20 protein-coding genes and 1 pseudogene are annotated in these 22,556 nt (G+C 63.1%); 8 read left to right on the forward strand and 13 right to left on the reverse strand.

Features of this window, described 5'->3' with window-relative positions:
• Window positions 1-574: 574 nt before the first annotated feature.
• Complete coding sequence (locus LRS11_RS15525) at window positions 575-1,867, reverse strand: site-specific integrase (protein WP_260493816.1); 1,293 nt, start codon at window positions 1,865-1,867, stop codon at window positions 575-577.
• A 472-nt stretch (window positions 1,868-2,339) separates the two neighbouring features.
• Between LRS11_RS15525 and dnaX the strand changes: the two genes are divergently transcribed.
• From dnaX to recR, 3 genes and pseudogenes are all read left to right on the forward strand, one after another.
• Entirely contained in the window at window positions 2,340-4,430 is a 2,091-nt protein-coding gene (dnaX, locus tag LRS11_RS15530; protein ID WP_260493817.1) for a DNA polymerase III subunit gamma/tau, read from the forward strand.
• A 10-nt stretch (window positions 4,431-4,440) separates the two neighbouring features.
• Window positions 4,441-4,767, forward strand: coding sequence for a YbaB/EbfC family nucleoid-associated protein (locus tag LRS11_RS15535; RefSeq protein WP_173206053.1), 327 nt, complete (start codon window positions 4,441-4,443; stop codon window positions 4,765-4,767).
• Between the two features lie 170 nt (window positions 4,768-4,937).
• A pseudogene (gene recR, locus LRS11_RS15540) lies at window positions 4,938-5,538 on the forward strand (recombination mediator RecR).
• 5 nt (window positions 5,539-5,543) lie between these two features.
• Here recR and LRS11_RS15545 read toward each other — a convergent pair.
• Window positions 5,544-6,005, reverse strand: coding sequence for a GNAT family N-acetyltransferase (locus LRS11_RS15545; protein ID WP_260493818.1), 462 nt, complete (start codon window positions 6,003-6,005; stop codon window positions 5,544-5,546).
• Between the two features lie 26 nt (window positions 6,006-6,031).
• A complete protein-coding gene (locus LRS11_RS15550) occupies window positions 6,032-6,472 on the reverse strand; it encodes a rhodanese-like domain-containing protein (protein ID WP_260493819.1) in 441 nt (146 codons plus the stop codon).
• 94 nt (window positions 6,473-6,566) lie between these two features.
• Between LRS11_RS15550 and ftrA the strand changes: the two genes are divergently transcribed.
• Window positions 6,567-7,538 (forward strand): transcriptional regulator FtrA, encoded by a 972-nt coding sequence (ftrA, locus tag LRS11_RS15555; RefSeq protein ID WP_260493820.1) that lies wholly within the window; start codon window positions 6,567-6,569, stop codon window positions 7,536-7,538.
• Between the two features lie 16 nt (window positions 7,539-7,554).
• Here the strand turns inward: ftrA and LRS11_RS15560 are convergent, their stop codons facing one another.
• Window positions 7,555-8,025: a hypothetical protein gene (locus LRS11_RS15560; protein ID WP_260493821.1), complete on the reverse strand. Its 471-nt coding sequence runs from the start codon at window positions 8,023-8,025 to the stop codon at window positions 7,555-7,557.
• Window positions 8,026-8,230: 205 nt separating this feature from the next.
• On the opposite strand from LRS11_RS15560, the gene LRS11_RS15565 reads away from it, so the two are divergent.
• Together LRS11_RS15565 and LRS11_RS15570 are read left to right on the forward strand one after the other, a co-directional pair.
• Window positions 8,231-9,379, forward strand: a complete 1,149-nt coding sequence (locus LRS11_RS15565) for an acyl-CoA dehydrogenase family protein (protein ID WP_260493822.1) — start codon at window positions 8,231-8,233, stop codon at window positions 9,377-9,379.
• Between the two features lie 482 nt (window positions 9,380-9,861).
• Window positions 9,862-10,884, forward strand: a complete 1,023-nt coding sequence (locus LRS11_RS15570) for a Fic family protein (protein ID WP_260493823.1) — start codon at window positions 9,862-9,864, stop codon at window positions 10,882-10,884.
• 126 nt (window positions 10,885-11,010) lie between these two features.
• On the opposite strand, the gene LRS11_RS15575 is transcribed toward LRS11_RS15570, so the two are convergent.
• The gene (locus LRS11_RS15575) at window positions 11,011-13,026 is read right to left on the reverse strand and encodes a U32 family peptidase (RefSeq protein ID WP_260493824.1); all 2,016 of its coding nucleotides are present in this window, start codon (window positions 13,024-13,026) and stop codon (window positions 11,011-11,013) included.
• A 223-nt stretch (window positions 13,027-13,249) separates the two neighbouring features.
• On the opposite strand from LRS11_RS15575, the gene LRS11_RS15580 reads away from it, so the two are divergent.
• Entirely contained in the window at window positions 13,250-13,588 is a 339-nt protein-coding gene (locus LRS11_RS15580; RefSeq protein WP_260493825.1) for an FKBP-type peptidyl-prolyl cis-trans isomerase, read from the forward strand.
• Between the two features lie 36 nt (window positions 13,589-13,624).
• Here the strand turns inward: LRS11_RS15580 and LRS11_RS15585 are convergent, their stop codons facing one another.
• Together LRS11_RS15585 and fnr are read right to left on the reverse strand one after the other, a co-directional pair.
• Window positions 13,625-14,173, reverse strand: coding sequence for an adenine phosphoribosyltransferase (locus LRS11_RS15585; protein WP_260493826.1), 549 nt, complete (start codon window positions 14,171-14,173; stop codon window positions 13,625-13,627).
• 33 nt (window positions 14,174-14,206) lie between these two features.
• Complete coding sequence (fnr, locus tag LRS11_RS15590) at window positions 14,207-14,941, reverse strand: fumarate/nitrate reduction transcriptional regulator Fnr (protein WP_260493827.1); 735 nt, start codon at window positions 14,939-14,941, stop codon at window positions 14,207-14,209.
• A gap of 141 nt (window positions 14,942-15,082) precedes the next feature.
• Between fnr and LRS11_RS15595 the strand changes: the two genes are divergently transcribed.
• Entirely contained in the window at window positions 15,083-15,532 is a 450-nt protein-coding gene (locus LRS11_RS15595) for a hypothetical protein (RefSeq protein ID WP_260493828.1), read from the forward strand.
• Between the two features lie 109 nt (window positions 15,533-15,641).
• Here LRS11_RS15595 and hemN read toward each other — a convergent pair whose 3' ends face one another.
• The 6 genes from hemN to ccoG all read right to left on the reverse strand — a co-directional run bounded on the left by hemN (window position 15,642) and on the right by ccoG (window position 22,478).
• Entirely contained in the window at window positions 15,642-17,024 is a 1,383-nt protein-coding gene (hemN, locus tag LRS11_RS15600; protein WP_260493829.1) for an oxygen-independent coproporphyrinogen III oxidase, read from the reverse strand.
• A gap of 131 nt (window positions 17,025-17,155) precedes the next feature.
• Window positions 17,156-17,839, reverse strand: a complete 684-nt coding sequence (locus LRS11_RS15605; protein ID WP_260493830.1) for a sulfite exporter TauE/SafE family protein — start codon at window positions 17,837-17,839, stop codon at window positions 17,156-17,158.
• A complete protein-coding gene (ccoS, locus tag LRS11_RS15610; protein WP_260493831.1) occupies window positions 17,832-18,038 on the reverse strand; it encodes a cbb3-type cytochrome oxidase assembly protein CcoS in 207 nt (68 codons plus the stop codon). Before ccoS ends, LRS11_RS15605 begins: the two co-directional genes overlap by 8 nt.
• 93 nt (window positions 18,039-18,131) lie before the next feature.
• Window positions 18,132-20,534 (reverse strand): heavy metal translocating P-type ATPase, encoded by a 2,403-nt coding sequence (locus LRS11_RS15615; RefSeq protein WP_260493832.1) that lies wholly within the window; start codon window positions 20,532-20,534, stop codon window positions 18,132-18,134.
• A gap of 13 nt (window positions 20,535-20,547) precedes the next feature.
• Window positions 20,548-21,048 (reverse strand): FixH family protein, encoded by a 501-nt coding sequence (locus LRS11_RS15620; RefSeq protein ID WP_260493833.1) that lies wholly within the window; start codon window positions 21,046-21,048, stop codon window positions 20,548-20,550.
• A gap of 14 nt (window positions 21,049-21,062) precedes the next feature.
• The gene (gene ccoG, locus LRS11_RS15625) at window positions 21,063-22,478 is read right to left on the reverse strand and encodes a cytochrome c oxidase accessory protein CcoG (RefSeq protein WP_260493834.1); all 1,416 of its coding nucleotides are present in this window, start codon (window positions 22,476-22,478) and stop codon (window positions 21,063-21,065) included.
• Between the last annotated feature and the right edge of the window lie 78 nt (window positions 22,479-22,556).

Raw genomic sequence — 22,556 nt, forward strand, 5'->3', positions numbered from 1 at the left:
GGTGTGCCTTTCCCCGTTTTGAAGTAGGGCATGCCCATGGCTTTACGCCGGCTACCAGAGTTGTAGCCAACACCATAGGTAAGAGGCTTATCTGCAGTAGGTCCAAAGAGTGGAAGCTCTTCACCGAGACTGTAGTCAAGGTGGATTCCGGCTACGCAAGGCGCTACGTAAATGGTTCGAGGGGTGGTGCTGCTGTGTTGGTGCATTGTTGTTACCTCCGTGCTGTTGAAAAAAAGGCGAAAAAAACCGACACAGGGGTCGGCATCGGGCTCGTCATTCTTCTCGCTGCGGAGGAGGGGACTTAGCTATTCGATGTTGTTGACCTCAGTGTTGGTGTTGCTTCGATTGCGTATGTCATGTGATTTCTCATGATCTGCGTTGACCGTCAGGTGGTGGTCAGCCAAAAGGTAGGCACTAAAAAGCCTCCTGCGATTTTGGGTCGATTTTGTCGAACCGTAGTCGCGTAGAGGCTTCCAAGTTGTATGTCTGCTTACTGGGCAGATTCGTATATTCTCATAATGGCTGACCGGCTGTCAAGTACTTGTTGACAGGGCTGGCCAAAAGTGTATCGGCGTCATGTGACGTGCCTCAATGCTTCTGCCATCGCTCTGATTGGTGTCCTGCTGCCGTAGACGCTGAATGTAACGGAGCTTTCTTCATGACCCGCCATCCGTTTAATCAGCGAGTCTTGGACGCCAGCCTCCCTCAGTTCATCGATGAAGGTGTGACGAAAGCTATGGAAGGTTTTGCGTGGGTCGCTGATTCCTTGTTTCGCCTTGTAGCGACTGAACCATTTTGATGGAGCATGACCAAGCTTTCCCCTTGTCGGGACAAGATCGGGAAAGAGTCTGGAGTGATTTTTATCCCCGATGGATTCGGCATGCTCAAGTAGACCAAGTTCCAGCAGTTTGGGGTGAATAGGAAGCACCCGGCGGCTGCTCTGATTCTTGAGTTTTTGGTCACTATGCCTGTCATCGATACGAATGCACGGGATGCCTTGATAGCTAGTGATGTCATCGACGTGCAATTGGCAAAGCTCCTCTAAGCGGGCGCCAGTGAAACGGGCGAGGAGGGGTAACCAGTACCGCCATGGATGCTTTCGTGCCTCATGGGCCAGTGCGTCATGTTTAAGCAAGGCGTTGAGGTCAAATGGCTCAAGGGAGAGGCGAGCCTCTTTTGCAGCACCAGCCATCACTTTCATTCCCGCTAGCGGGTTTTGTCCGATGTAGCCGTTTGCCTTGCACCAGTTGAAGAAGGCCGTCAGCTTCCGTAGCCGGTTGTTGATCGTTACGGCAGTGATAGTCTGGTAGGGCATGGACGAGTTTACGACTTGCCGCAGTGTCATTCCCTTGAACTCGGTTCGCTGAGCGAAGTACTGCGGGCACCGTGCCAAGCGTTCCTTGAGGGTGCGAGCTTGTTCGACTCCGAAGGCAGAGGCAGGCATGTCGTCCATCAGTTCGAAGAAGTCCCGCAAGGCACGTTCCACGTCCAGAGTACTGACCGTTCGCCAAGCGCCGCTCCGAGTCCCTTCATCTATGTAGAGCTTCGCCAGACTTGCCAGCGTTGGGCCCTCCGCTACGGTGCTGATCGACTTGGTTGAAGTATTTGCAGGGCTAACTGTGATCGTGGGAACTGACGTTTTGGTTCGCCATTCCGCACACAAGGCGAGGAGTTTCCGAGGTTCAGTAAGGGGGTGGCTGCTGATGTGCTCGTGTACTCGACGAGCAAGCTCGGATGCGATGAATACGGCGGTTTTACGGTCCCTGACACTGAGACTCAAACGGAGAGTGGTACGGTCGGGATAGAGGTGCTTAGGAAGTCGCAAGTTCAGATAGTACGCGGCTCCGCGTCGAGTGATGTAAGTCAAAGTGGTACACCAGAGTGGTACAGCAAAGTGGAACAATGTTGATCACACCCCAGATTTTTGGCCTTGGCTCAGGCGTACTCGCCCGTCCGAAATGAATGTTGGCGAATCACCCATCAACCCCCACCAGCCCAGACGCAGTGCAGCTTTCAGCAAACTGCAAGGAGTGCTTGCACTCCACCCCGGTCAGGCCCGGAAGGAAGCAGCCACAGCGGGAACATCGTGTGCCGGGGTGTGGCTGGTGGGGCCGCCTCCATAACCCGCCTAGGGTTAGTCGTTCTCCTCTCTATCTCAACTCTCTTGCTTGCTAGCCGTGCGTGCCATGGTTGGGTGAAGTGCTTTGCCGATGGCGCTGAAAGTCGCTTTGGCTGCTGCGCATGGCCATTGCCGGCAGCGCAATCCGCCAGCGCGGATGCAATTTACCCGGTGCTCCGCTAGGATTAGCCCCTCGGTTACCCAGACGCGACGGTTTTCAATGAGTTATCAGGTTCTTGCACGTAAATGGCGTCCGCGCTCGTTCCGCGAAATGGTCGGCCAGACCCATGTGCTCAAGGCCCTGATCAACGCCCTGGACAGCCAGCGCCTGCACCATGCGTACCTGTTCACCGGCACCCGCGGGGTAGGCAAGACCACCATCGCGCGGATCATCGCCAAGTGCCTGAACTGCGAGACCGGCATCAGCTCCACGCCCTGCGGCACCTGCTCGGTATGCCGCGAGATCGACGAGGGCCGCTTTGTCGACCTGATCGAAGTCGACGCCGCCAGCCGCACCAAGGTCGAAGACACCCGTGAGCTGCTGGAAAACGTGCAATACGCACCCAGCCGTGGGCGCTACAAGGTCTACCTGATCGACGAAGTGCACATGCTCTCCACGCACTCGTTCAATGCGCTGCTCAAGACCCTCGAAGAGCCGCCGCCCCACGTCAAATTCCTGCTCGCCACCACCGATCCGCAGAAATTACCGGTCACCATCCTCTCGCGCTGCCTGCAGTTCAGCCTGAAGAACATGCCGCCGGAGCGGGTGGTCGAGCACCTGACCCACGTCCTGACTGCCGAGAGCGTGCCGTTCGAGGACGACGCCCTGTGGCTGCTCGGCCGCGCCGCCGATGGTTCGATGCGCGATGCCATGAGCCTGACCGACCAGGCCATCGCCTTCGGTGAAGGCAAGGTGCTGGCCGCCGATGTGCGCTCCATGCTCGGCACCCTCGACCACGGTCAGGTGTATGGCGTGTTGCATGCGCTGCTGGACGGCGATGCGCGAGCTCTGCTCGAAGCGGTGCGTCATCTGGCCGAGCAAGGCCCGGATTGGGGCGGCGTGCTGTCCGAGATGCTCAACGTGCTGCACCGTGTCGCCGTAGCCCAGGCCCTGCCGGAAGCGGTGGACAACGGCCAGGGCGACCGCGACAAGGTGCTGGCACTGGCCCAGGCGCTACCGGCCGAGGATGTGCAGTTCTATTACCAGATGGGCCTGATCGGCCGCCGCGACCTGCCGCTGGCGCCGGACCCGCGCAGCGGTTTCGAGATGGTGCTGTTGCGCATGTTGGCGTTCCGCCCCGCGGATGCCGACGGAGCGCCACGTTCACCTTTGAAGGAGTTACCGTCAAAGGATCTGGGAATCAGCAAGGCCACAGCTGATTCCACGTACAACCCAGTGGCCGGTGCGGCCATTGCTGCGGTGCCGGCACCTATCGCATCTCCCGCAGTTGCTGCGCCGGTTGTGTCGACTCCGACTCCGATCGCCGCGCCGGTTGCTGCTGAGCTTGTCCCTGCACCTGCCGCACCTGTAGTGGTGTCTGTGGCTAGCGTGCTGCCGTCGCCGATCAGCGCACCGGTTGTCGAAGCCGCGGCTGTCGATTTGCCTTGGGAAACACCAGCGACCCAGCCTGCGCTGGCGGTTGCCGAGCCAGTACCCGAGTCGCCTGTCGCCACGCTTGTAGAGGACGAACCGGTTCCGTCGGCGGCGCTCTCGACGGTTGAACCGGTGCCTGCTGTCGCGGCTGTAGCTCCGATTGCCCCGGCACTCGCCGCAGAAGCTGAAGAAGGCGATGACGACGAGCCGCCTCCTGGCGATTACGACTATGCCGAAGTCGATGGTGACAGTCTCGACTACAACTTCGACGTGTCGGCCGCCGAGCCTGTGGCTGAGGCGGAACCCTTGCCAGCGGCCCAGCCGGCCACCGGCCTGGCCGCTGAGTGGCTGGATCTGTTCCCGCGTCTGGGCCTGTCCGGCATGACCGGCAGCATCGGCGCCAACTGCACCCTGATCGAAGCCAATGGCGATGATTGGCTGCTGCACCTGGACCCGGGCCACAGTGCCCTGTTCAATGCCACCCAGCAGCGTCGCCTCAACGATGCGCTGAACCAGCATCTCGGGCGTAGCATTAACCTGCGCATCGAGCTGATCCTGCCCGAGCAGGAAACCCCGGCCCAGGCGGCTTCGCGCAAGCGTGCGCAACGTCAGCAGCAGGCGGAGCAGTCGATCCACGATGACCCGCTGGTGCAGAAAATGATTCAACAGTTCGCCGCGGTGATCCGCGCCGACTCCATCGAACCTGTGAACAATTAAGGAGTTCACCATGATGAAAGGTGGCATGGCAGGCCTGATGAAACAGGCTCAGCAGATGCAAGAAAAAATGGCCAAGATGCAGGAAGAGTTGGCCAACGCTGAAGTCACCGGCCAGTCCGGTGCCGGCCTGGTCAGCGTGGTGATGACCGGTCGTCACGACGTCAAGCGCATCACCCTGGACGACAGCCTGATGCAGGAAGACAAGGAAGTGCTGGAAGACCTGATCGCCGCGGCGGTCAACGACGCGGTGCGCAAGGTCGAGCAGAACAGCCAGGACAAGATGTCCGGCGTGACCGCAGGCATGCAGCTTCCCCCCGGCTTCAAAATGCCTTTCTAAGACGGGGCGTCCAGCCGCAGCACATAGCGGCGTTGCGATTCGGTCCGGGCATGCTCATTTACGGCCAGTAAACTCCGCTGCCCGGACCGAATCGCGCCTTGCTCTGCACCGCGTCTGATCACCCCTCGCTCCGTGCTTATCATTTAAAGCCATCTCCTACGGTATTTCCCATGAGCTTCAGCCCGCTGATTCGCCAACTGGTCGACGCCCTGCGCATCCTGCCCGGAGTAGGGCAGAAGACGGCTCAGCGCATGGCGCTGCAGATGCTTGAGCGTGATCGCAGTGGCGGTATGCGTTTGGCTCAGGCGTTGACTGCGGCGATGGAAGGGGTCGGCCACTGTTCGCGCTGCCGAACCCTGTGCGAGGACGAATTGTGCCCGCAGTGTGCCGACCCGCGCCGCGATGATTCGCTGCTGTGTGTGGTGGAAGGGCCGCTGGATGTGTTCGCGGTGGAGCAGACCGGCTACCGCGGCCGCTACTTCGTGCTCAAGGGGCACCTGTCGCCGCTCGATGGTCTGGGTCCCGAAGCCATAGGCATCCCCGAGTTGCTGGCACGGGTTTCGGTCAGCCATTTCGCGGAGCTGATCCTCGCCACCAACCCGACGGTGGAGGGCGAGGCCACGGCCCATTACATCGCGCAGATGCTTGCCGGCAAAGGCATCATCCTCTCGCGCATCGCTCATGGCGTGCCTCTGGGGGGGCGAGCTGGAGCTGGTGGACGGTGGCACCCTGGCGCATGCCTTCGCCGGGCGCCGGCCAATCGCTGACTGAGCGAGTTATCCAGGTAGCTGCCCGGCCAATTGCGCCAGGGCTGGCTCCGCCATTTCATAGGCCCGCCACTTGCTCACCGGGCGTCCGCCGAGGCGCTGGTAGAAGCGTTCCGCACGGCTGTTGCCGACCAATACGTCCCACTTCATGCGTCCTGCGCCCTGGTCTATAGCCCAGCTCGCCACGCCGGACAGCAGCTGCCAGCCCAGTCCCTGCTCGCGCTGTTCAGGTTGCAGATACAGTTCCTTGAGCAGGCAGGTTGGACGCAGGTCGTAGGTGAAGGGGATCAGCAGCGCCACGGCATAGCCACACGGCACACCAGCGCTCTCGGCGACAAACACCTGGCACTGCGCGCCGGGGCCAAAGGCCCGTTCACGCAGCGCCTGGGCATCAACAGCGAAGTCCATCAGGTAATCCTCGAATGCCGCCAGCTCGCGCATGAGTACCAGCAGCGCGGGAATGTCCGTCACCTGCGCTGCTCTTACTCGGGCCTGATTCAGCATGCGCAGCTGATGCCCGGCTGGCTGTTGCCAGTTTGCTCGCCGCGGGCGCCGACCAGGCTCAAGCCTTCGTCGAGCCAGCCGGTGACGCCACCGAGCATTTCCTTCACCGCATAACCCAGGCTGGCCAGGCGCACGGCGGCGCGGTGCACGCCATTGCAGTGCGGGCCGGCGCAGTAAACGACGAACAGGGTGTCGCGTGGGTAGCGTGCCATGTACTCGCGCTCCATCAGTCGGTGCGGGATGTTGATGGCGCCTGGCACATGGCCGCTGGCATAGGCCGCCTCGCCGCGCACGTCGACCAGTACATAGTCGACATCGCCGTCCTGCTGGCTGGCATGTACGTCCGAGCAGTCGGTCTCGAAGCTCAGGCGCTGGCTGAAGTGCATCAGGGCGATGGCGGAAGAGGCGGCGGGGTGTTGGCTGATCAGGCTCATGTGAGGCTCCAGTCGGTGAGTGTGGCGCCACTGTATCCAGACGCCAATCTTGGCTACAGTGGCGGCTCGGACAGTGATAGGAAAAAATCCGCCAATGCGCACCGACCCTGGCCTGGTGGCCATCCTCGCCTACGACGGCCTTTGCACCTTCGAATTCGGCATTGCCGTGGAGATCTTCGGTCTGGCGCGCCCGGAGTTCGACTTCCCCTGGTACCGCCACCGCATCGTCGGCCTGGACCAAGGACCGATGCGCGCTATGGGCGGTATCCAGGTGCTGGCGGACGCCGGCCTGGAGGCTCTGGCCGAAGCCCGTACCATCATCATCCCCGGTTGGCGCGACCGTGCCGAATTACCACCCGCCGAACTGCTTGAGGCCTTGCGCGCAGCTCATGAGCGCGGCGCGCGCCTGCTGTCGATCTGTTCCGGGGTGTTCGTGCTGGCGGCCAGCGGCCTGCTCGATGGCCAGCGTGCCACCACCCACTGGCGTTATACCGATGAGCTGGCGCGGCGCTATCCGGCCATCGAGGTGGACCCGCAGGTGCTCTACGTGGATGCCGGCCAACTGATCAGCTCGGCGGGCAGCGCGGCCGGTATCGATGCCTGCCTGCACCTAGTGGCGCGGGATTTCGGCAGCCAGGTGGCCAATCGCGTGGCGCAGCGGCTGGTGATGGCGCCGCAGCGTGCCGGCGGCCAGGCCCAGTTCATTCCTGCGCCGGTGGCGCAGGCCGTGCGCCATGACTTGTCCGGTCTGCTGGAATGGGTGCGTCAACACCTGGCCGAACCGCTGGAAATCAGCCAGTTGGCCAAGCGGGTGGCGATGAGCGAGCGCACCTTTCTGCGGCGTTTCAGTGATGCCACCGGCATGTCGCCCAAGGCCTGGTTGCAGCACGAGCGCATGGCCCGCGCGCGCCTGTTGCTGGAAGGCGGGGCGCAGAATATCGAGCGAGTCGCCGAACAATGTGGCTTCCGTACCGTGGAGGGTTTTCGCATCGCCTTTCGCAACAGTGTCGGACTGGCGCCTGCCGCGTACCGCGAGCGCTTTGGTGCTGCGCTGAGCGGCAGGTGATAAGAGGCTGCAGTGGCTAGTTGAAGCCAGCAGACTCCGGCGCTTGGCTGCGATAGAACTGCACGGCATCGATAAAGCGCTCGGCCTGCGTGCGGCTGTCCATCGTGAAGCCCTGCAGCGCCTGGCCGTAGGCACGGAACAGCTGCACCGTGTAGCGGCCGAACAGCTTGTACATGTGCAACGAATCGATGCTGTTGAAGTAGATCCGCTTACCCGCATCCTTGGCGTCGGCTGTCACCGGCTTGCCGGCGGCGCCCGGGTCGTTGAAGCCCATGTAGTGCTGGTCGATGTAGACCGAGTCGGGGCGCAGCGTCTGTGGCTGCGCCAGCACCACCTGCTTGATCACGGCATAGGCCTCCGGTTCGCTGATGTCCTGGGGGGAGTAATCGACCTGCGTCGAGGTGCAGCCTGTTAGCAGCAGGGCAAGCAGTGCTATCCATATCCGGCGCATGGGGTTTTCCTTGAGTGTGTGGTATCTCTCCAACATAGCCAGCTCCTCGCCGCGCAAAACGCGGGAATACCAGTGCTCGGCGAAGGCGCCGATAGGGTTGAGACATCACTCAGAGCTATTTGCTGCAGACATCTGGCCGTGGCGGATGAGCCCCGCATGGCAGAACGCTAGGCATATTAAGCCTTGAAAACCAAGCAAGCGCTCGGTTAGGGTTGTGAAAACAATAACCGAGAGCTGCCCGATGAGCGCCTTCCAGGAATACTTCGACGACTCCCATCAACTGGTCCGTGACTCGGTGCGCCGCTTTGTCGAGCGCGAGATCCTGCCGCATGTGGCGGACTGGGAGGAGGCCGAGGAGTTTCCCCGCGAGCTGTACCGCAAGGCCGGCGACGCCGGCATCCTCGGTATCGGTTATCCGGAGCAGTTCGGCGGCAGCCACGAGGGTGACCTGTTCGCCAAGGTGGCGGCCAGCGAGGAGCTGATGCGTTGCGGCTCCGGTGGCCTGGTGGCTGGCCTGGGTTCGCTGGATATCGGCCTGCCGCCGGTACTCAAGTGGGCTCGCCCGGAGGTGCGCGAGCGGGTAGTGCCAGAGGTGCTGGCCGGCGAGAAGATCATGGCTCTGGCGGTGACCGAGCCTTCTGGCGGCTCCGATGTGGCCAGCCTGAAGACCCGCGCGGTGAAAGAGGGTGACTTCTATCGGGTGACCGGTAGCAAGACCTTCATCACCAGCGGCGTGCGCGCCGACTACTACACCGTGGCGGTGCGTACCGGTGGCGAAGGCTTCGGCGGCGTCAGCCTGCTGCTGATCGAGAAGGGCACGCCGGGCTTCACTGTCGGCCGCTCGCTGAAGAAAATGGGCTGGTGGGCTTCGGACACCGCCGAGCTGTTTTTCGACGACTGCCAGGTGCCGGTGGGCAACCTGATCGGCGCTGAGAACATGGGTTTTGCCGGGATCATGGCCAACTTCCAGAGCGAGCGATTGTCGCTGGCGATCATGGCCAACATGACCTCGCAGCTGGCCCTGGAGGAAGCGCTGAAGTGGGCGAATGACCGCCATGCCTTCGGCAAACCGATCGGCAAGTTCCAGGTGCTCAAGCACCGCCTGGCCGAGATGGCCACCCAGCTTGAGGTGTCACGCGAGTTCACCTATCGCCAGGCCGCGAAGATGGCCGCCGGCAAGAGCGTGATCAAGGAAATCTCCATGGCCAAGAACTTCGCCACGGACGTCTCCGGCCGCATCACCTACGACGCCACCCAGCTGCTCGGTGGCATGGGCTTCATGCGCGAGTCCCTGGTCGAGCGCCTGTACCGCGACAACCGCATCCTCTCCATCGGCGGCGGCACGCGCGAGGTGATGAACGAGATCATCAGCAAGCAGATGGGGCTGTAAGAACCTGTTTAGCTCCCCTCTCCCGTGAACGGGAGAGGGGCAAAAGCGCCCCCCGGCCATCCTGCGCGCTGTTATGGCGCTGCCCAAAAGTCAGAAGCAGGCTCTAAGCCACGCCACTATTGATCCTGCCTGTATTAAGTATGAAGAGCGGGTTAAACAGCGCAATTATTTGTAGGAGCCAGCCAATCTATTTGCAGGCCGAATTATAGCGCCGCTGTTGGCTGGCTCCCGATTGGATAACGATGTCCGGTCAGATGAGTAACCGTATTCAGGGCTATTCGTTACACTGAGCCCACCTTGCCAGCCGGGTCTTCCCGACTTGGCCATTGCCCCCGCGCAACGCTGCCGAGCAGTAAATCCGTTATTCAATTCAGGCGGTCAGACATAGTGATCACAGGCGCTATCAAATCCCAAGTTGACCAGATCTGGAATGCGTTCTGGAGCGGTGGTCTTTCCAACCCCAAACGCAGTGCGGCGGCGTAATGGTCGGCGAGGCACTCTATCAGCCCCCCTTTACGTTGAACGGCAGCACTCTGTCGTTGGTGACGGAGATTGCGCAAAGCGTCGGTCGCTTAAGCGCGCAGCCGGAGCATGCCAATGCTTTGCGCTTGCGGCGGATCAACCGTATCCGCACCGTGCAAGGCTCGCTGGCGATTGAGGGTAATACGCTGAGCGAGGAGCAGATCACCGCGATCCTCGACGGTAAGCGCATCATCGCGCCGCCTAAAGATGTGCAGGAGGCGCGTAACGCACTGGCCGTTTACGAGCAGTTGGAGGCTTGGCAGCCCGCGAGTGAACAGCATCTGCTTGATGCTCATGCGCTGCTGATGAAAGGCCTGAACGATGATGCCGGGCATTATCGCCAGGGCGGTGTTGGCGTGATGAAGGGTGATCAGGTGGTGCACATGGCTCCACCGGCCAATCGCGTCAGCAAGCTAATGCGTGACCTACTGCACTGGCTGGAAATAACCGATCAGCCGCCGCTGATTGCCAGTTGCGTCTTTCACTACGAGTTCGAATTTATCCACCCCTTTGCCGATGGCAATGGGCGCATGGGGCGGCTGTGGCAAACCCTGATTCTGAGCCGTTGGCAGCCACTGTTCGCGCATGTACCGGTGGAAAGCCTGGTGCACGCGCATCAAGCCGAGTACTACGCGGCTATCAATGACAGCACCCAACAAGCCGACAGTGCGCCGTTTATTGGGTTTATGTTGAGCATGCTGCGTGATGCAATTCTAAGCGTGACCCCTCAAGTGGCGCCTCAAGTCACCCCTCAAGTCGCGGCGTTGCTCAAGCATGTGGTCGGCGAGGTCAGTCGGGAGAAGCTGCAAGCTGCTCTGGGCTTGGCCGACCGCAAATCTTTCCGCGAGCGCTATCTGCGTCCGGCGCTGGATGCCGGACTGATTGCCATGACCCGGCCGGACAAGCCCAATAGTCGTCTGCAGTGTTATTACCTGACGGAGCTGGGTAAGCAAGCTAGCTGTGCGTCAGCCGTGACCGCATGAAGCTACACCGGCCTCGAGCCAGGGGCGATCGGTGACTGCATTTGAGCGCACGATAGCGAAGCCGCAGCGGCCTCCACTGAAGCGTAACGAGGTGGCCGACAGGGCTGGCGACTTTTGTGCAAGTCCTTACGGCCGGCCAGCCGGCTTGCGCTTGATGGTTTTGAGCAGGTCGTCCGGGCTGATGTAGCCGACCATGCCGGCTGAGCTGGCTGCGCTGCCCGGTTGCGGTTGGTGCAGGATGTGGCCCTTCATCTTGCCGATGATGTGCATCTCGCATGGCTTGCAGTCGAACTTCAGGGTCAGCACTTCGTCCTGATGGATCAGCTGCATGTCCGCCACCTTGGTGCGCACGCCGGTGACGCCCTTGGCCTGCTTGGGGCACAGGTTGAAGGAGAAGCGCAGGCAGTGCTTGGTGATCATCACCGGCACTTCGCCGGTTTCCTCGTGGGCCTCGTAGGCCGCGTCGATCAGCTGTACGCCGAATCGCTGGTAGAAGGCGCGGGCCTGGTCGTTGTAGACGTTGGCGAGGAAGGTCAGGTGCGATTCCGGGTACACCGGCGGCGGCACGCTGACGGCCTTGCGGCTGCCGCTCGGGTGAGCGGCCACGCGCGCAGCGCTCAGCGCCTCGATGGCTTCGCGGCGCAGGGCCTTGAGCTGCGAGTTGGGGATGAACAGCGCCTGCGGCGCGTCGATCTGCACGTCGCTGACGTAATAGATGGTAGTGCCCAGCTTGCTCAGGGTGTCGACCAACTGCGCGCGCGCCTGTTCGGCATCCTTGGCCGGGCCGAACGGGCCGGGCAGGCTGACGCTGGCACTGCTGCCGTCCTCGCTGGTCACCGTTAGGCGCAGCTCGGCTTCGCGTAGCTCGGCTTGCCAGCTGACCGCCACGCGGCGCTCGGACGAGGTCTTGAGCAGCGCCTGCTGCCAGTTGTGGTCGAGGTTGCGGTTGAGCACGTGGTGCGGGCGCAGCTGCTTGAGCTCGGCCGGCATCTCGTTGGGCACCACGCGGTACTGCCACTGCGTGCTGCCGTCTTCCTCGACCTGGGCCAGTTGCTCCACGGTGTTGGCACGTAAACCCACCACTTCGCGCTTGATCAGCACGTTGAGGCCGTCGCCATTGTTGAGCAGTTCAGTGGTCTGCACGGTTAGGTCGTGCTTGCCGACCTTGAGCACTTCGCCCACCGGCAGACCGACGAACTTGGGCGACTCGAAGGCGCCAATGTCGATCTTGCGGTCGCTGACGAAGTAGTCGGTGCTGCCGCGGTGGAAGGTCTTTTCCGTGTCCGGGGTGAAGAAGTGTTCGGTGCGGCCGCTGGAGCTGCGCGCCAGCTCGGGGCGCTGGGTGAGGATGGCGTCGAGCTCCTGGCGGTAGTGAGCGGTGATGTTCTTCACGTAGCTCATGTCCTTGTAGCGGCCCTCGATCTTGAACGAGCGCACGCCGGCATCGACCAGGTGGATCAGGTTGGCGGTCTGGTTGTTGTCCTTCATCGACAGCAGGTGCTTGTCATAGGCCACCACGCGGCCCTGGTCATCCTTCAGGGTGTAGGGCAGGCGACAGGCCTGCGAGCAGTCGCCGCGGTTGGCGCTGCGCCCGGTCTGCGCATGGGAGATGTTGCACTGGCCGGAGAAGGCCACGCACAGCGCACCGTGGATGAAGAACTCGACGGCGGCATCGACGCTGTCGCTGATCGCGCGGATCTGCTCCAGGTTCAGCTCGCGCGCCAGGACGATCTGCGAGAAGCCGGCCTGGGAGAGGAACTTCGCCTTGTCCAGGGTGCGGATATCGCACTGGGTGCTGGCATGCAGCTCGATCGGCGGGATGTCCATTTCCATCACGCCCATGTCCTGCACGATCAGCGCATCGACGCCGGCGTCGTAGAGCTGGTGGATCAGCTGGCGCGCCGGCTCGACTTCATCGTCGTGCAGGATGGTGTTGATGGTGACGAACACCTTGGCGTGGAACAGGCGGGCGAATTCCACCAGGCCGGCAATGTCCGCCACGCTGTTGCTGGCATTGTGCCGCGCACCGAAGCTCGGCCCGCCAATGTACACGGCGTCGGCGCCATGCAGGATGGCTTCCTTGGCGATGGCGGCATCGCGCGCCGGGCTTAACAGTTCGAGCTGGTGCTTGGGCAGGGACATGGTTTCAGGCTTCGACAGGATGATCGGTAGACAGCCGGGCATTTTAGCCTGAAAGCGCAGGCTTTCTGTCTTTGCCTGCCAAGTGGTGTGCAGTTATTAGCCTGCAGCGCAGTTTGTAAGCCGGTGAAGTTGCCGTGCATCGCTTGCCAGCTCGGCGAAATCCTGCGAAAAGCCTGCGCGGGGCGCCGAGGCAGGCTGCCGATTGATCGAACGAGGGTGAGCGATGAGCAACGAATTGCAGGTTGAAGATATCCAGCTGGGCGACGGCAAGGCCGTGGTCAAGGGCGCCTTGATCACCACCCAGTACCGCGGCTGGTTGGAGGACGGCAGTTCCTTCGACTCCTCCTATGAGCGCGGCAAGCCGTTCCAGTGCGTGATCGGTACGCGCCGTGTCATTCAGGGCTGGGATTTGGGGCTGATGGGTATGCGCGTGGGCGGCAAGCGCAAGCTGTGGGTGCCGGCGCATCTGGGCTATGGCGAACGCCAGGTGGGTTCGATTCCGCCGAACGCCAACCTGGTCTTCGAGATCGAGTTGCTGGAAGTGCTGACTCGCGACGATTGATCGGCGCCATGGGCCACTCCGCCGCGTGCGGGGAACTCAGCGCTCGTTGAGCGCGAAGGCCGTCAGGCAGAAGGTGGGGATGCCACTGTCGTGGAGTTTCTGCGAACCGCCCAGCTCGGGCAGGTCGATGATCGCGGCGGCTTCGTGCACTGTGGCGCCCATGCGCCGGACCAGGCGGGCGGCGGCGAGCAGGGTGCCGCCGGTGGCGATCAGGTCATCGAAAATCAGCACCGAGTCGCCTTCGCACAGGCTGTCGGCATGCACTTCCAGCAGCGCCTCGCCATATTCGGTCTGGTAGCTTTCGGCGAGCACGTCGGCGGGCAGCTTGCCCTGTTTGCGGAACAGGATCAGCGGCTTGTTCAGTTCGTAGGCGATGATCGAACCGATCAAAAAGCCCCGGGCATCCATGGCAGCGATGTGGCTGAACTCGCTCTCCACATAACGCTGGATGAAGCTGTCGGCAACCAGGCGCAGGGCGCGGGGCGACTGGAACAGCGGGGTGATATCGCGAAACACCACACCCGGCTTGGGGAAGTCGGGCACAGGGCGAATCAGGGACTTGATGCTGAATTCGTCGAACATCATCGCGGTACTCCAGGCGCTATGGGCAGCGAATTATCAGCGATCCATGTTGCCGCCGGCCAGTGCACACAGTTCGATCGGATCGAGAATGTGCACTTCCTTGCCTTCTGCAGCGAGCAGGCCGTTCTGCTGGAAGCGAGTGAACACGCGTGACACGGTTTCCACCGCCAGGCCCAGGTAGTTGCCGACCTCGTTGCGCGACATGGCCAGGCGGAACTGGTTGGCGGAGAAGCCCCGCGCGCGGAAGCGCGCGGACAGGTTGACCAGGAAGGTGGCGATGCGTTCGTCGGCGGTCTTTTTCGACAGCAGCATCATCATCTGCTGATCGTCACGGATTTCCCGGCTCATCACCCGCATCAGCTGGCGACGCAGCTGGGGCAGTTGGACGGACAGCTCGTCCAGACGTTCGAAGGGAATCTCGCAGACCGAAGTGGTTTCCAGGGCCTGGGCCGAAACCGGGTAGAGCTCGGTATCCATGCCGGAAAGGCCGACCAGCTCACTGGGCAAATGGAAGCCGGTGATCTGCTCTTCACCGCCGTCAGACAGGCTGAAGGTCTTCAGCGCGCCGGCACGCACGGCGAACACGGAGGCAAAGGTATCGCCTTGGCGAAAGAGGAATTCGCCTTTCTTCAGCGGTCGTCCGCGTTTGACGATTTCGTCGAGGGAGTCCATGTCCTCGAGATTGAGTGACAGCGGCAGGCACAGCGCTGCCAGGCTGCAATCCTTGCAATGGGCCTGGTGCGGCGTGTGCACCTTGATGGATTCGGACATCTCGGAGATCCCTGCTGGCTAAACACCTATAAAGCGCAAGGGTAACGCAGGGGCGGGTTGGCTGGCCAGCCCTTGACCGGGTGTTCAAGTTTTTCGGCGGTCGGCCGACAAGGCCGTTGAGTACAGCTGCAGGGCAAGTTCATGTTACGGATCGATGTGGGTGGCCTGACGGAGCGCCTGAGCCTGGGCATCCAGCGCCAGGTGGCGCGGAACAATGGCGAAGCGGCGGATGCCGAGGCAGTGGCCGATGGCTTGCGCGTGAGCCTTTCGGAACTGGGAAGGGTACGTTCGAGCACGAAGAACGCGGATATCGACGAGAGCAACCTGCCGGACAGCGTCAAGGAACTGCTCAGGCTGATCCGTGCGTTGAAGCAGCAGATCGCCGAGAAGCAGGCCGAGCTGGAGGCGCTGATGGCCGAACCAGGGCTGGCTCCTGAGATCCGCCAGTTGCGCGTCGAGGCGCTGCGCAGTGAGCTTGCTTCATTGCAAGGGGCACTCAGCAGCGCCAGTGCCAACCTGCTCAAGGCCATGCGCGAAGCCGGCTTGAGTGACGAGCAGATGCAGACGGCGGCCGGGCTGGCACTGGGCTGAGATCCGGCAAGTAATTCCTGCACTTTTGCCGCGGACATGGTCGTGGTAGCCCGGATGCAATCCGGGATAGGCATGCCCCGGATTTCATTCGGGCTACAGACGGCGATCTTCAGATAACTCGCGAGAAACGCTGCAGGTTCTGCTGCTCCAGGTAGCGGTCGAACAGCATGCACACCGCGCGCACCAGCAGTCGGCCAGCTGGGCGGACATCGATACCGCTGTCACTGAGGTCGATTAGGCCGTCGCGTGCCTGTTGCTGCAGCTGCGGCCAGAGCGGGGCGAAGTAACTACGGAAGTCGATGTTGAACTGCGCTTCGATGGTGGTGAAATCCAACTGGAACTCACAGATCAGTTGCTGGATCACGGCGCGGCGGATGCGGTCGTCTTGGTTGCACTGCAGGCCGCGCAGGGTGGCGAGCTGGTCGTTGTCGATACTTTGCTGATAGTTGCCCAGGTCGCTGCTGTTCTGGCAGTACAGATCGCCGATCTGGCTGATGGCCGAGACGCCAAGGCCGATCAGATCGCAGTGGCCATGGGTGGTGTAGCCCTGGAAGTTGCGCTGCAGGGTGCCGTCTTCCTGGGCGGTGGCCAGTTCGTCGTCGGGCAGGGCGAAGTGGTCCATGCCGATGTAGCGATAGCCGGCGGCGGTCAGCTGCTCGATGCTGCCCTGCAGCATGGCCAGCTTGTCCGCCGGGCTGGGCAGGTCCTCGCTGTTGATGCGTCGCTGCGGCATGAAGCGTTCCGGCAGGTGGGCGTAGTTGAACACCGACAGGCGATCCGGTTGCAGGGCGATGACTTCGGCCACGGTGCGGGCGAAGCTTTGCGGGTTCTGCTTGGGCAGGCCGTAGATCAGGTCGATGTTCACCGAGCGGAATTGCAGGGTACGCGCCGCTTCGACGATGGCGCGGGTTTCTTCCAGGCTCTGCAGGCGGTTGATTGCCCGTTGCACGGCCGGGTCGAGATCCTGCACGCCGAGGCTGACGCGGTTGAAGCCCAGCTCACGGAGCAGGCCCATGGTCGACCAGTCGGCCTCGCGCGGATCGATCTCGATGCCGTAGTCGCCGCTGTCGTCATCCAGCAGGGTGAAGTGCTGGCGCAGATGGCCCATCAGTCGGCGCAGCTCGTCATGACTAAGAAAGGTCGGGGTGCCGCCGCCGAAATGCAGTTGCTCGACCACCTGCTGCTGGTCCAGATGACAGGCGATGCTGGAGATTTCCTTCTCCAGGCGCTCCAGATAAGGCAGGGCGCGGCCGCGATCCTTGGTGATGACTTTGTTGCAGGCGCAGTAGTAGCAGATGTTCGCGCAGAACGGCACATGCACGTAAAGCGATAGCGGGCGTAGGGCTTTGCGGCTGTCGCGCAGCGCATGCAGCAGGTCGAACGAGCCGACCTCGTTATGCAGTTGCACGGCGGTGGGATAGGAGGTGTAACGCGGGCCGGGCAGGTCATAACGCCGGATCAGGTCAGCGTCCCAGCGAATGGCGTCGAGCATACGATTGTCCCCGGATAGGCAAGCAGTGGTTGCGAGTCTAGGGAGGTGCGCGGTGGGTGATCTTGACCTGTATCAAGCTGGAGGAGCTTGCCGGGCTGCGTTGCGCCGTTCGAGAGCAGAGCGTGCGCCGACTAATGCCCCATCAGCCAGTGTTGATGCGGGCCGGGCAGGGTCCACAGGCCGAACAGGATCACCAGCAGGCCGCCGGCCATGCGCACGCCGCGCTTGCGCAGCAGGGCGGTCAGCCGTTCGGCGGCCAATCCGGTGGCCAACAGCACCGGCCAGGTGCCGAGGCCGAAGGCCAGCATCAGCAACCCGCTGTCCAGCGCCGAACCCTGGCTGGCCGCCCATAGCAGGGTGCTGTAGACCAGGCCACAGGGCAACCAGCCCCAGATGGCGCCGAGTAGCAGGGCGCGGGGCAGGCTGCTGACCGGCATCAGGCGCGTGGCGATGGGTTGCAGGTGGCGCCAGAGATGGCGGCCGAGGCCTTCGATGCGGGTCAGGCCGCTCCACCAGCCGGCCAGGTACAGGCCCATGGCGATCAGCAGCAGCGCGGCGATCACCCGCAACACCATGGCCGCCGGGCTGCTGGCCACGGCCCAGCCGGCCAGACCGATCAGCACGCCGGCAGTGGTGTAGCTGAGGATGCGGCCGAGGTTGTAGGCCAGCAGCAGGCGAAAACGCCGGGCCCGTTGTTCGGCGGGGATGGCCAGGGTCAGCGCGCCCATCAGGCCGCCACACATGCCCAGGCAATGACCGCCGCCGAGCAGGCCGAGGATCAGGGCGGAAACCAGCAGCGGGGCGAGTTCAAGCACGGGGTTCATCCTGCTCCGTCGGCTTGTCGGCTTCGGCGATGCCGGCCTGGTGCTGCGGGTCTTCGTCGTCGAACAGGATGCTGTGGGCCGGGCCGTCGAGGTCGTCGTACTGGCCGTTGTCCACCGCCCAGACGAACAGCCAGATGGCGAAGCCGACCAGGCCTACGGCAATCGGAATCAGGATGTAGATGGCGGACATGGGGTCTCCGGATACGGCTCAGACGTAGGGTGGATGTCGCTTTTTACATCCACCATTGCGGCGTTGTGGTGGATCGATGAAGCGCGATCCACCCTACGGACGGCTCAGGCGCAGGGCGTTGAGCACTACCAGCAGCGAGCTGACCGACATGCCGACCGCGGCCCACAGCGGAGTGACCATGCCCAGGGCAGCGAAGGGCAGCACCAGGCCATTGTACAGCGTTGCCCAGGCCAGGTTCTCGAGGATGATGCGCCGCGTACGGCGGGCCATGCTGAAGGCCTGCACCAGGCTGCCCAGGCGGTTGGACAGCAGCACGGCGTCGGCGCTGGTCTTGGCCAGGTCGGTGGCGCTGCCCATGGCCACGCTGATGTCGGCGCCGGCCAGCACCGGCACGTCGTTGACCCCATCGCCGAGCATCAGCACGCGGTGGCCGGCCTGCTGCAGCTGTTTCAGCACGGCCAGCTTGGCGTCCGGGGTGAGGCCGCCGCGGGCGTCGTCGATACCCAGCTGGCGCGCCACTTCGCCAACCATCGGTGAGCTGTCACCGGACAACAGGATGATCTGCCAGCCCTGCGTGCGGCAGGCCTCCAGTAACTGCGGAGCATCATCACGCAGGCGGTCGCCGAGGACGAACCAGGCCAGCGGGCCGCGCTCGTCACCGAGCAGCAACCACTGGCCGTGCTCGCCGGGAATTGCCGGCGCGCTGCGCCCTGATAGCGCGGCGACATAGGCCGGCTGGCCGATACGCAGGCGGCGCCCGTCGACCACGCCTTGCAGGCCCTGGCCGGGTTCGCTGGCGAGCTGTTCGGCGCCTTGCGTGCAGTGACCGAAGGCACGGGCGATGGGGTGTTCGGAACCATGTTCGAGGGCCGCTGCCAGGGCCAGGCAGGCGTCGCCATCCAGCTCGCGCAGGGTCTCGATGCGTTCCAGGGTCAGGCGTCCTTCGCTGAGCGTGCCGGTCTTGTCGACGATCAACGTGTCGATCTGCTTGAGGCCTTCCAGTACATGGCCGCGGGTCAGCAGCAGGCCGAGCTTGTGCAGGCTGCCGGTGGCGGTGGTCAGCGCGGTCGGCGTGGCCAGTGAGAGGGCGCAGGGACAGGTGGCGACCAGTAGGGCGAGGACGATCCAGAAGGCGCGGTCGCTGTCGATCTGCCACCAGACCAGGCCGACGATGGCGGCCACGCCGAGGACGATCAGCAGGAACCACTGCGCGACCCGGTCGGCCAGCTCAGCGATGCGCGGCTTGTCGGTCTGGGCGCGTTCCAGCAGACGGACGATGGCAGACAGCCGGGTGTCGGCACCGAGGGCGCTGATCTGCAGGGTCAGCGGGCCCTCGACGTTGAGGGTGCCGGCGGTCACCGCATCGCCGATGCCGCGTGGCAGCGGCAGGTATTCGCCGGTGAGCAGCGATTCGTCGACGCTGGATTGGCCGGCGACGATATGTCCGTCGGCCGGCAGCAGCGCGCCCGGTGGCACCAGCACGCGGTCGCCGACCTGCAGCTCGCGCAGCAGCACGCGCTCGCTGCGCTCCTCGGCATCCAGGCGCAGGCAGGAAGGCGGCAGCAGGCTGACCAGTTGCGCGGTGGCCGCCGCCGTGCGTTCGCGGGCACGTCGCTCGAGGTAACGCCCGGCGAGAAGGAACAGGGCGAACATGCCGACCGCGTCGAAATACAGCTCGCCGATGCCGGTGACGGTGGACCAGATGCCGGCGACATAGGCGCCGCCGATGGCCAGCGACACCGACACGTCCATGGTCAGATGACGGGTGCGCAGGTCACGCAGGGCACCGCGGAAGAACTGGCCGCAGCAGTAGAAGACGATGGGTGTGGTGAGGAACAGGCTGGTCCAGCGCAGGATCTTGTCCAGCTCGGGCGACAGGTCGACATTGAACTCCGGCCAGGTGGCCATCGCCGCCATCATCACCTGCATCCACAGCAGGCCGGCGACGCCGATCTGCCTTAGCGACTTGCGGTTCTCGGCCGCCAGGCGGGTACTGGCCTCATCGTCCTGCCAGGGGTGACCGGCATAGCCGATGCTGCGCAGCTCCTTGAGCAGTTGGCTGAGTGGCAGCAGGCTGTCGGCCCAGCGCAGGGTCAGGCGATGGTTGGACAGGTTGAGACGGGCTTCGGCAACGCCAGGCAGGGTGCGCAGGTGTTTCTCGATCAGCCAGCCACAGGCGGCGCAGCTGATGCCTTCGATCAGCAGGCTGGTTTCGCTGAGTTCGCCCTGGTGCTGGACGAAGTCCTGTTGCACCTCCTCGCGGTCGTACAGCTCCAGCTCATCCGGCAAGGCTTTGGGCAGGGCCTGCGGGTTGACCGCGTTGTCGCTGCGGTGGCGGTAGTAGTTCTCCAGACCGCCGGCGACTATCGCCTCGGCCACCGCCTGGCAGCCTGGGCAGCACAAGGCCCGCGGTGCGCCGAGCACGCGGGCCTCGAAACGGCTGCCGGCGGGAACCGGCAGGCCGCAGTGATAGCAGGGAAGGGGGCTGCTGCTCATGGGCGGGGGCGGATCACTCGCCGAGCTGAACCGACTGGCCGCTGGCCAGTTGTTCTTCCTCGAACAGGCGCCAGTCCTGGCCGCCTTCCTGGCCGATGACCTCGACGAAACGACGGCCTTCGACGGCGTCCAGCAGGTTGCCGGCATAGCTGCCGTCCGCCTGGGCTTGCAGCACTACCCGACGATCACGCTCGGGCTGGGTCGGCGAAATCAGGTTGAGCACCAGCTGCGGCGGGTTGCTGTAGCCCTGCAGCTGCAGGCTGGCGGTGCCTCGCTCGTTGTCCAGTTGCAGGTTGGCCTTGAGCTTGAGGCGCGTGGCGAGGTTCTCGCGCTCCAGCGAGGTGTTGATGCCCTTGCCGACGTCGTAATAGTTGTCGGAGATCAGACCCGGTGGATTGCGCGTGGCGATGACCAGCATGGAGGTGCCCAGCACCACGGACATGCCCAGAATGCCGAGAATGAACCAGACCCAGAATTCTTTGTACCAGGGCCGGGCGAGGGTATCGGGTTGCATGCAGTTACCTTTGCTTAGCGAACGCTGGGGCCGATGAAGCGGCTGTCGGTGTCGCTGTGGATGCTGGGGTCTTCAACGGCCTGAACCTTGAAGAGGATTTCGTTGGCGCTGGAGGGCAGTTTCTCCGGGGGTATGGACAACTCCACCGGCACGGAGAGTACCTCACCTTCAGCGACCTTGAGTTCGCTCTTGCCGCCGTAGACCAAACCATCCAGACCTTCGACGCTGACCAGGAAGGTCAGGTCGCGCTGGGCCTTGTTCATCAGCTTGAGGGTGTAGACGTTCTCGATGAAGCCCTGCTCGTTCTCGCGGAACAGCACGCGATCCTTGAGGATGTCGAGTTCCACCAGCGAGCGGTGACCGACAGCCCAGGCGAACAGGCCCATCATGGCGACCAGGGCGATGGCGTAGCCGATCAGCCGTGGGCGCAGCAGATGGGTCTTCTGTCCGGAGAGATTGTGCTCGGTGGTGTAGCTGATCAGGCCTTTCGGGTAGTTCATCTTCTCCATGATGCTGTCGCAGGCGTCGATGCAGGCGGCGCAGCCGATGCACTCGATCTGCAGGCCGTCGCGGATGTCGATGCCGGTCGGGCAGACCTGGACGCACATGGTGCAGTCGATGCAGTCGCCAAGGCCGTCGGCCTTGTAGTCGGCGGTCTTCTTGCGCGGGCCACGGCTTTCACCGCGGCGCGGATCGTAGGAGACGATCAGGGTGTCCTTGTCGAACATCACGCTCTGGAAGCGCGCGTAGGGGCACATGTAGATGCACACCTGCTCGCGCAACCAGCCGGCATTGCCGTAGGTGGCCAGGGTGAAGAAACCGACCCAGAAATAGGCCCAGCCATCGGCCTCGCCACTGAGCAGGCTGGGGATCAAATCGCGGATCGGTGAGAAGTAGCCGACGAAGGTCAGGCCGGTGACCAGGCCGATGAGAATCCACAGGCTGTGCTTGGCCGCCTTGCGTGCGAATTTCTCGCCGCTCATGGGCTGCTTGTCCAGCTTCATGCGCTGGTTGCGGTCACCCTCGGTGACTTTCTCGCACCACATGAACACCCAGGTCCACACGCTTTGTGGGCAGGTGTAGCCACACCAGACGCGGCCGGCGAACACGGTGATGAAGAACAGGCCGAAGGCACAGATGATCAGCAGCCAGGACAGCAGGGCAAAGTCCTGCGGCCAGAAGGTGGCGCCAAAGATGTAGAACTTGCGCTCGGGCAGGTCCCACCAGACGGCTTGCCGGTCATTCCAGCTGAGCCAGGCGGTACCGAAATAGAGCAGGAACAGGAAGGCTCCGCCGCTGACCCGCAGGTTGCGGAACAGGCCGGTAAAGGCGCGGGTATAGATTTTTTCCTGGCTGGCGTAGAGGTCAACGCTGGCGTTGCCGGTGGCCGCAGGTGGGGTGATGTTTCGAACGGGAATCTGGTCGCTCATCAGGGTCGTACCACGGCTTGGGTGAGTGCTCCTGTCGATACTTGCCGAAGGAGTCAGAATTTCACGGCTCTATGGTAC

This window comes from Pseudomonas sp. J452 (genome assembly GCF_024666525.1).
Lineage (GTDB): Bacteria > Pseudomonadota > Gammaproteobacteria > Pseudomonadales > Pseudomonadaceae > Aquipseudomonas.

Coding starts and splice junctions, on each gene's coding strand:
- dnaX (WP_260493817.1), top strand. CDS start 2,340: ATGAGTTATCAGGTTCTTGCACGTAAATGGCGTCCGCGCTCGTTCCGC.
- LRS11_RS15535 (WP_173206053.1), top strand. CDS start 4,441: ATGATGAAAGGTGGCATGGCAGGCCTGATGAAACAGGCTCAGCAGATG.
- LRS11_RS15550 (WP_260493819.1), bottom strand. CDS start 6,472: ATGAGCCTGATCAGCCAACACCCCGCCGCCTCTTCCGCCATCGCCCTG.
- ftrA (WP_260493820.1), top strand. CDS start 6,567: ATGCGCACCGACCCTGGCCTGGTGGCCATCCTCGCCTACGACGGCCTT.
- LRS11_RS15560 (WP_260493821.1), bottom strand. CDS start 8,025: ATGTTGGAGAGATACCACACACTCAAGGAAAACCCCATGCGCCGGATA.
- LRS11_RS15565 (WP_260493822.1), top strand. CDS start 8,231: ATGAGCGCCTTCCAGGAATACTTCGACGACTCCCATCAACTGGTCCGT.
- LRS11_RS15570 (WP_260493823.1), top strand. CDS start 9,862: ATGGTCGGCGAGGCACTCTATCAGCCCCCCTTTACGTTGAACGGCAGC.
- LRS11_RS15575 (WP_260493824.1), bottom strand. CDS start 13,026: ATGTCCCTGCCCAAGCACCAGCTCGAACTGTTAAGCCCGGCGCGCGAT.
- LRS11_RS15580 (WP_260493825.1), top strand. CDS start 13,250: ATGAGCAACGAATTGCAGGTTGAAGATATCCAGCTGGGCGACGGCAAG.
- LRS11_RS15585 (WP_260493826.1), bottom strand. CDS start 14,173: ATGATGTTCGACGAATTCAGCATCAAGTCCCTGATTCGCCCTGTGCCC.
- fnr (WP_260493827.1), bottom strand. CDS start 14,941: ATGTCCGAATCCATCAAGGTGCACACGCCGCACCAGGCCCATTGCAAG.
- LRS11_RS15595 (WP_260493828.1), top strand. CDS start 15,083: ATGTTACGGATCGATGTGGGTGGCCTGACGGAGCGCCTGAGCCTGGGC.
- hemN (WP_260493829.1), bottom strand. CDS start 17,024: ATGCTCGACGCCATTCGCTGGGACGCTGACCTGATCCGGCGTTATGAC.
- ccoS (WP_260493831.1), bottom strand. CDS start 18,038: ATGTCCGCCATCTACATCCTGATTCCGATTGCCGTAGGCCTGGTCGGC.
- LRS11_RS15615 (WP_260493832.1), bottom strand. CDS start 20,534: ATGAGCAGCAGCCCCCTTCCCTGCTATCACTGCGGCCTGCCGGTTCCC.
- LRS11_RS15620 (WP_260493833.1), bottom strand. CDS start 21,048: ATGCAACCCGATACCCTCGCCCGGCCCTGGTACAAAGAATTCTGGGTC.
- ccoG (WP_260493834.1), bottom strand. CDS start 22,478: ATGAGCGACCAGATTCCCGTTCGAAACATCACCCCACCTGCGGCCACC.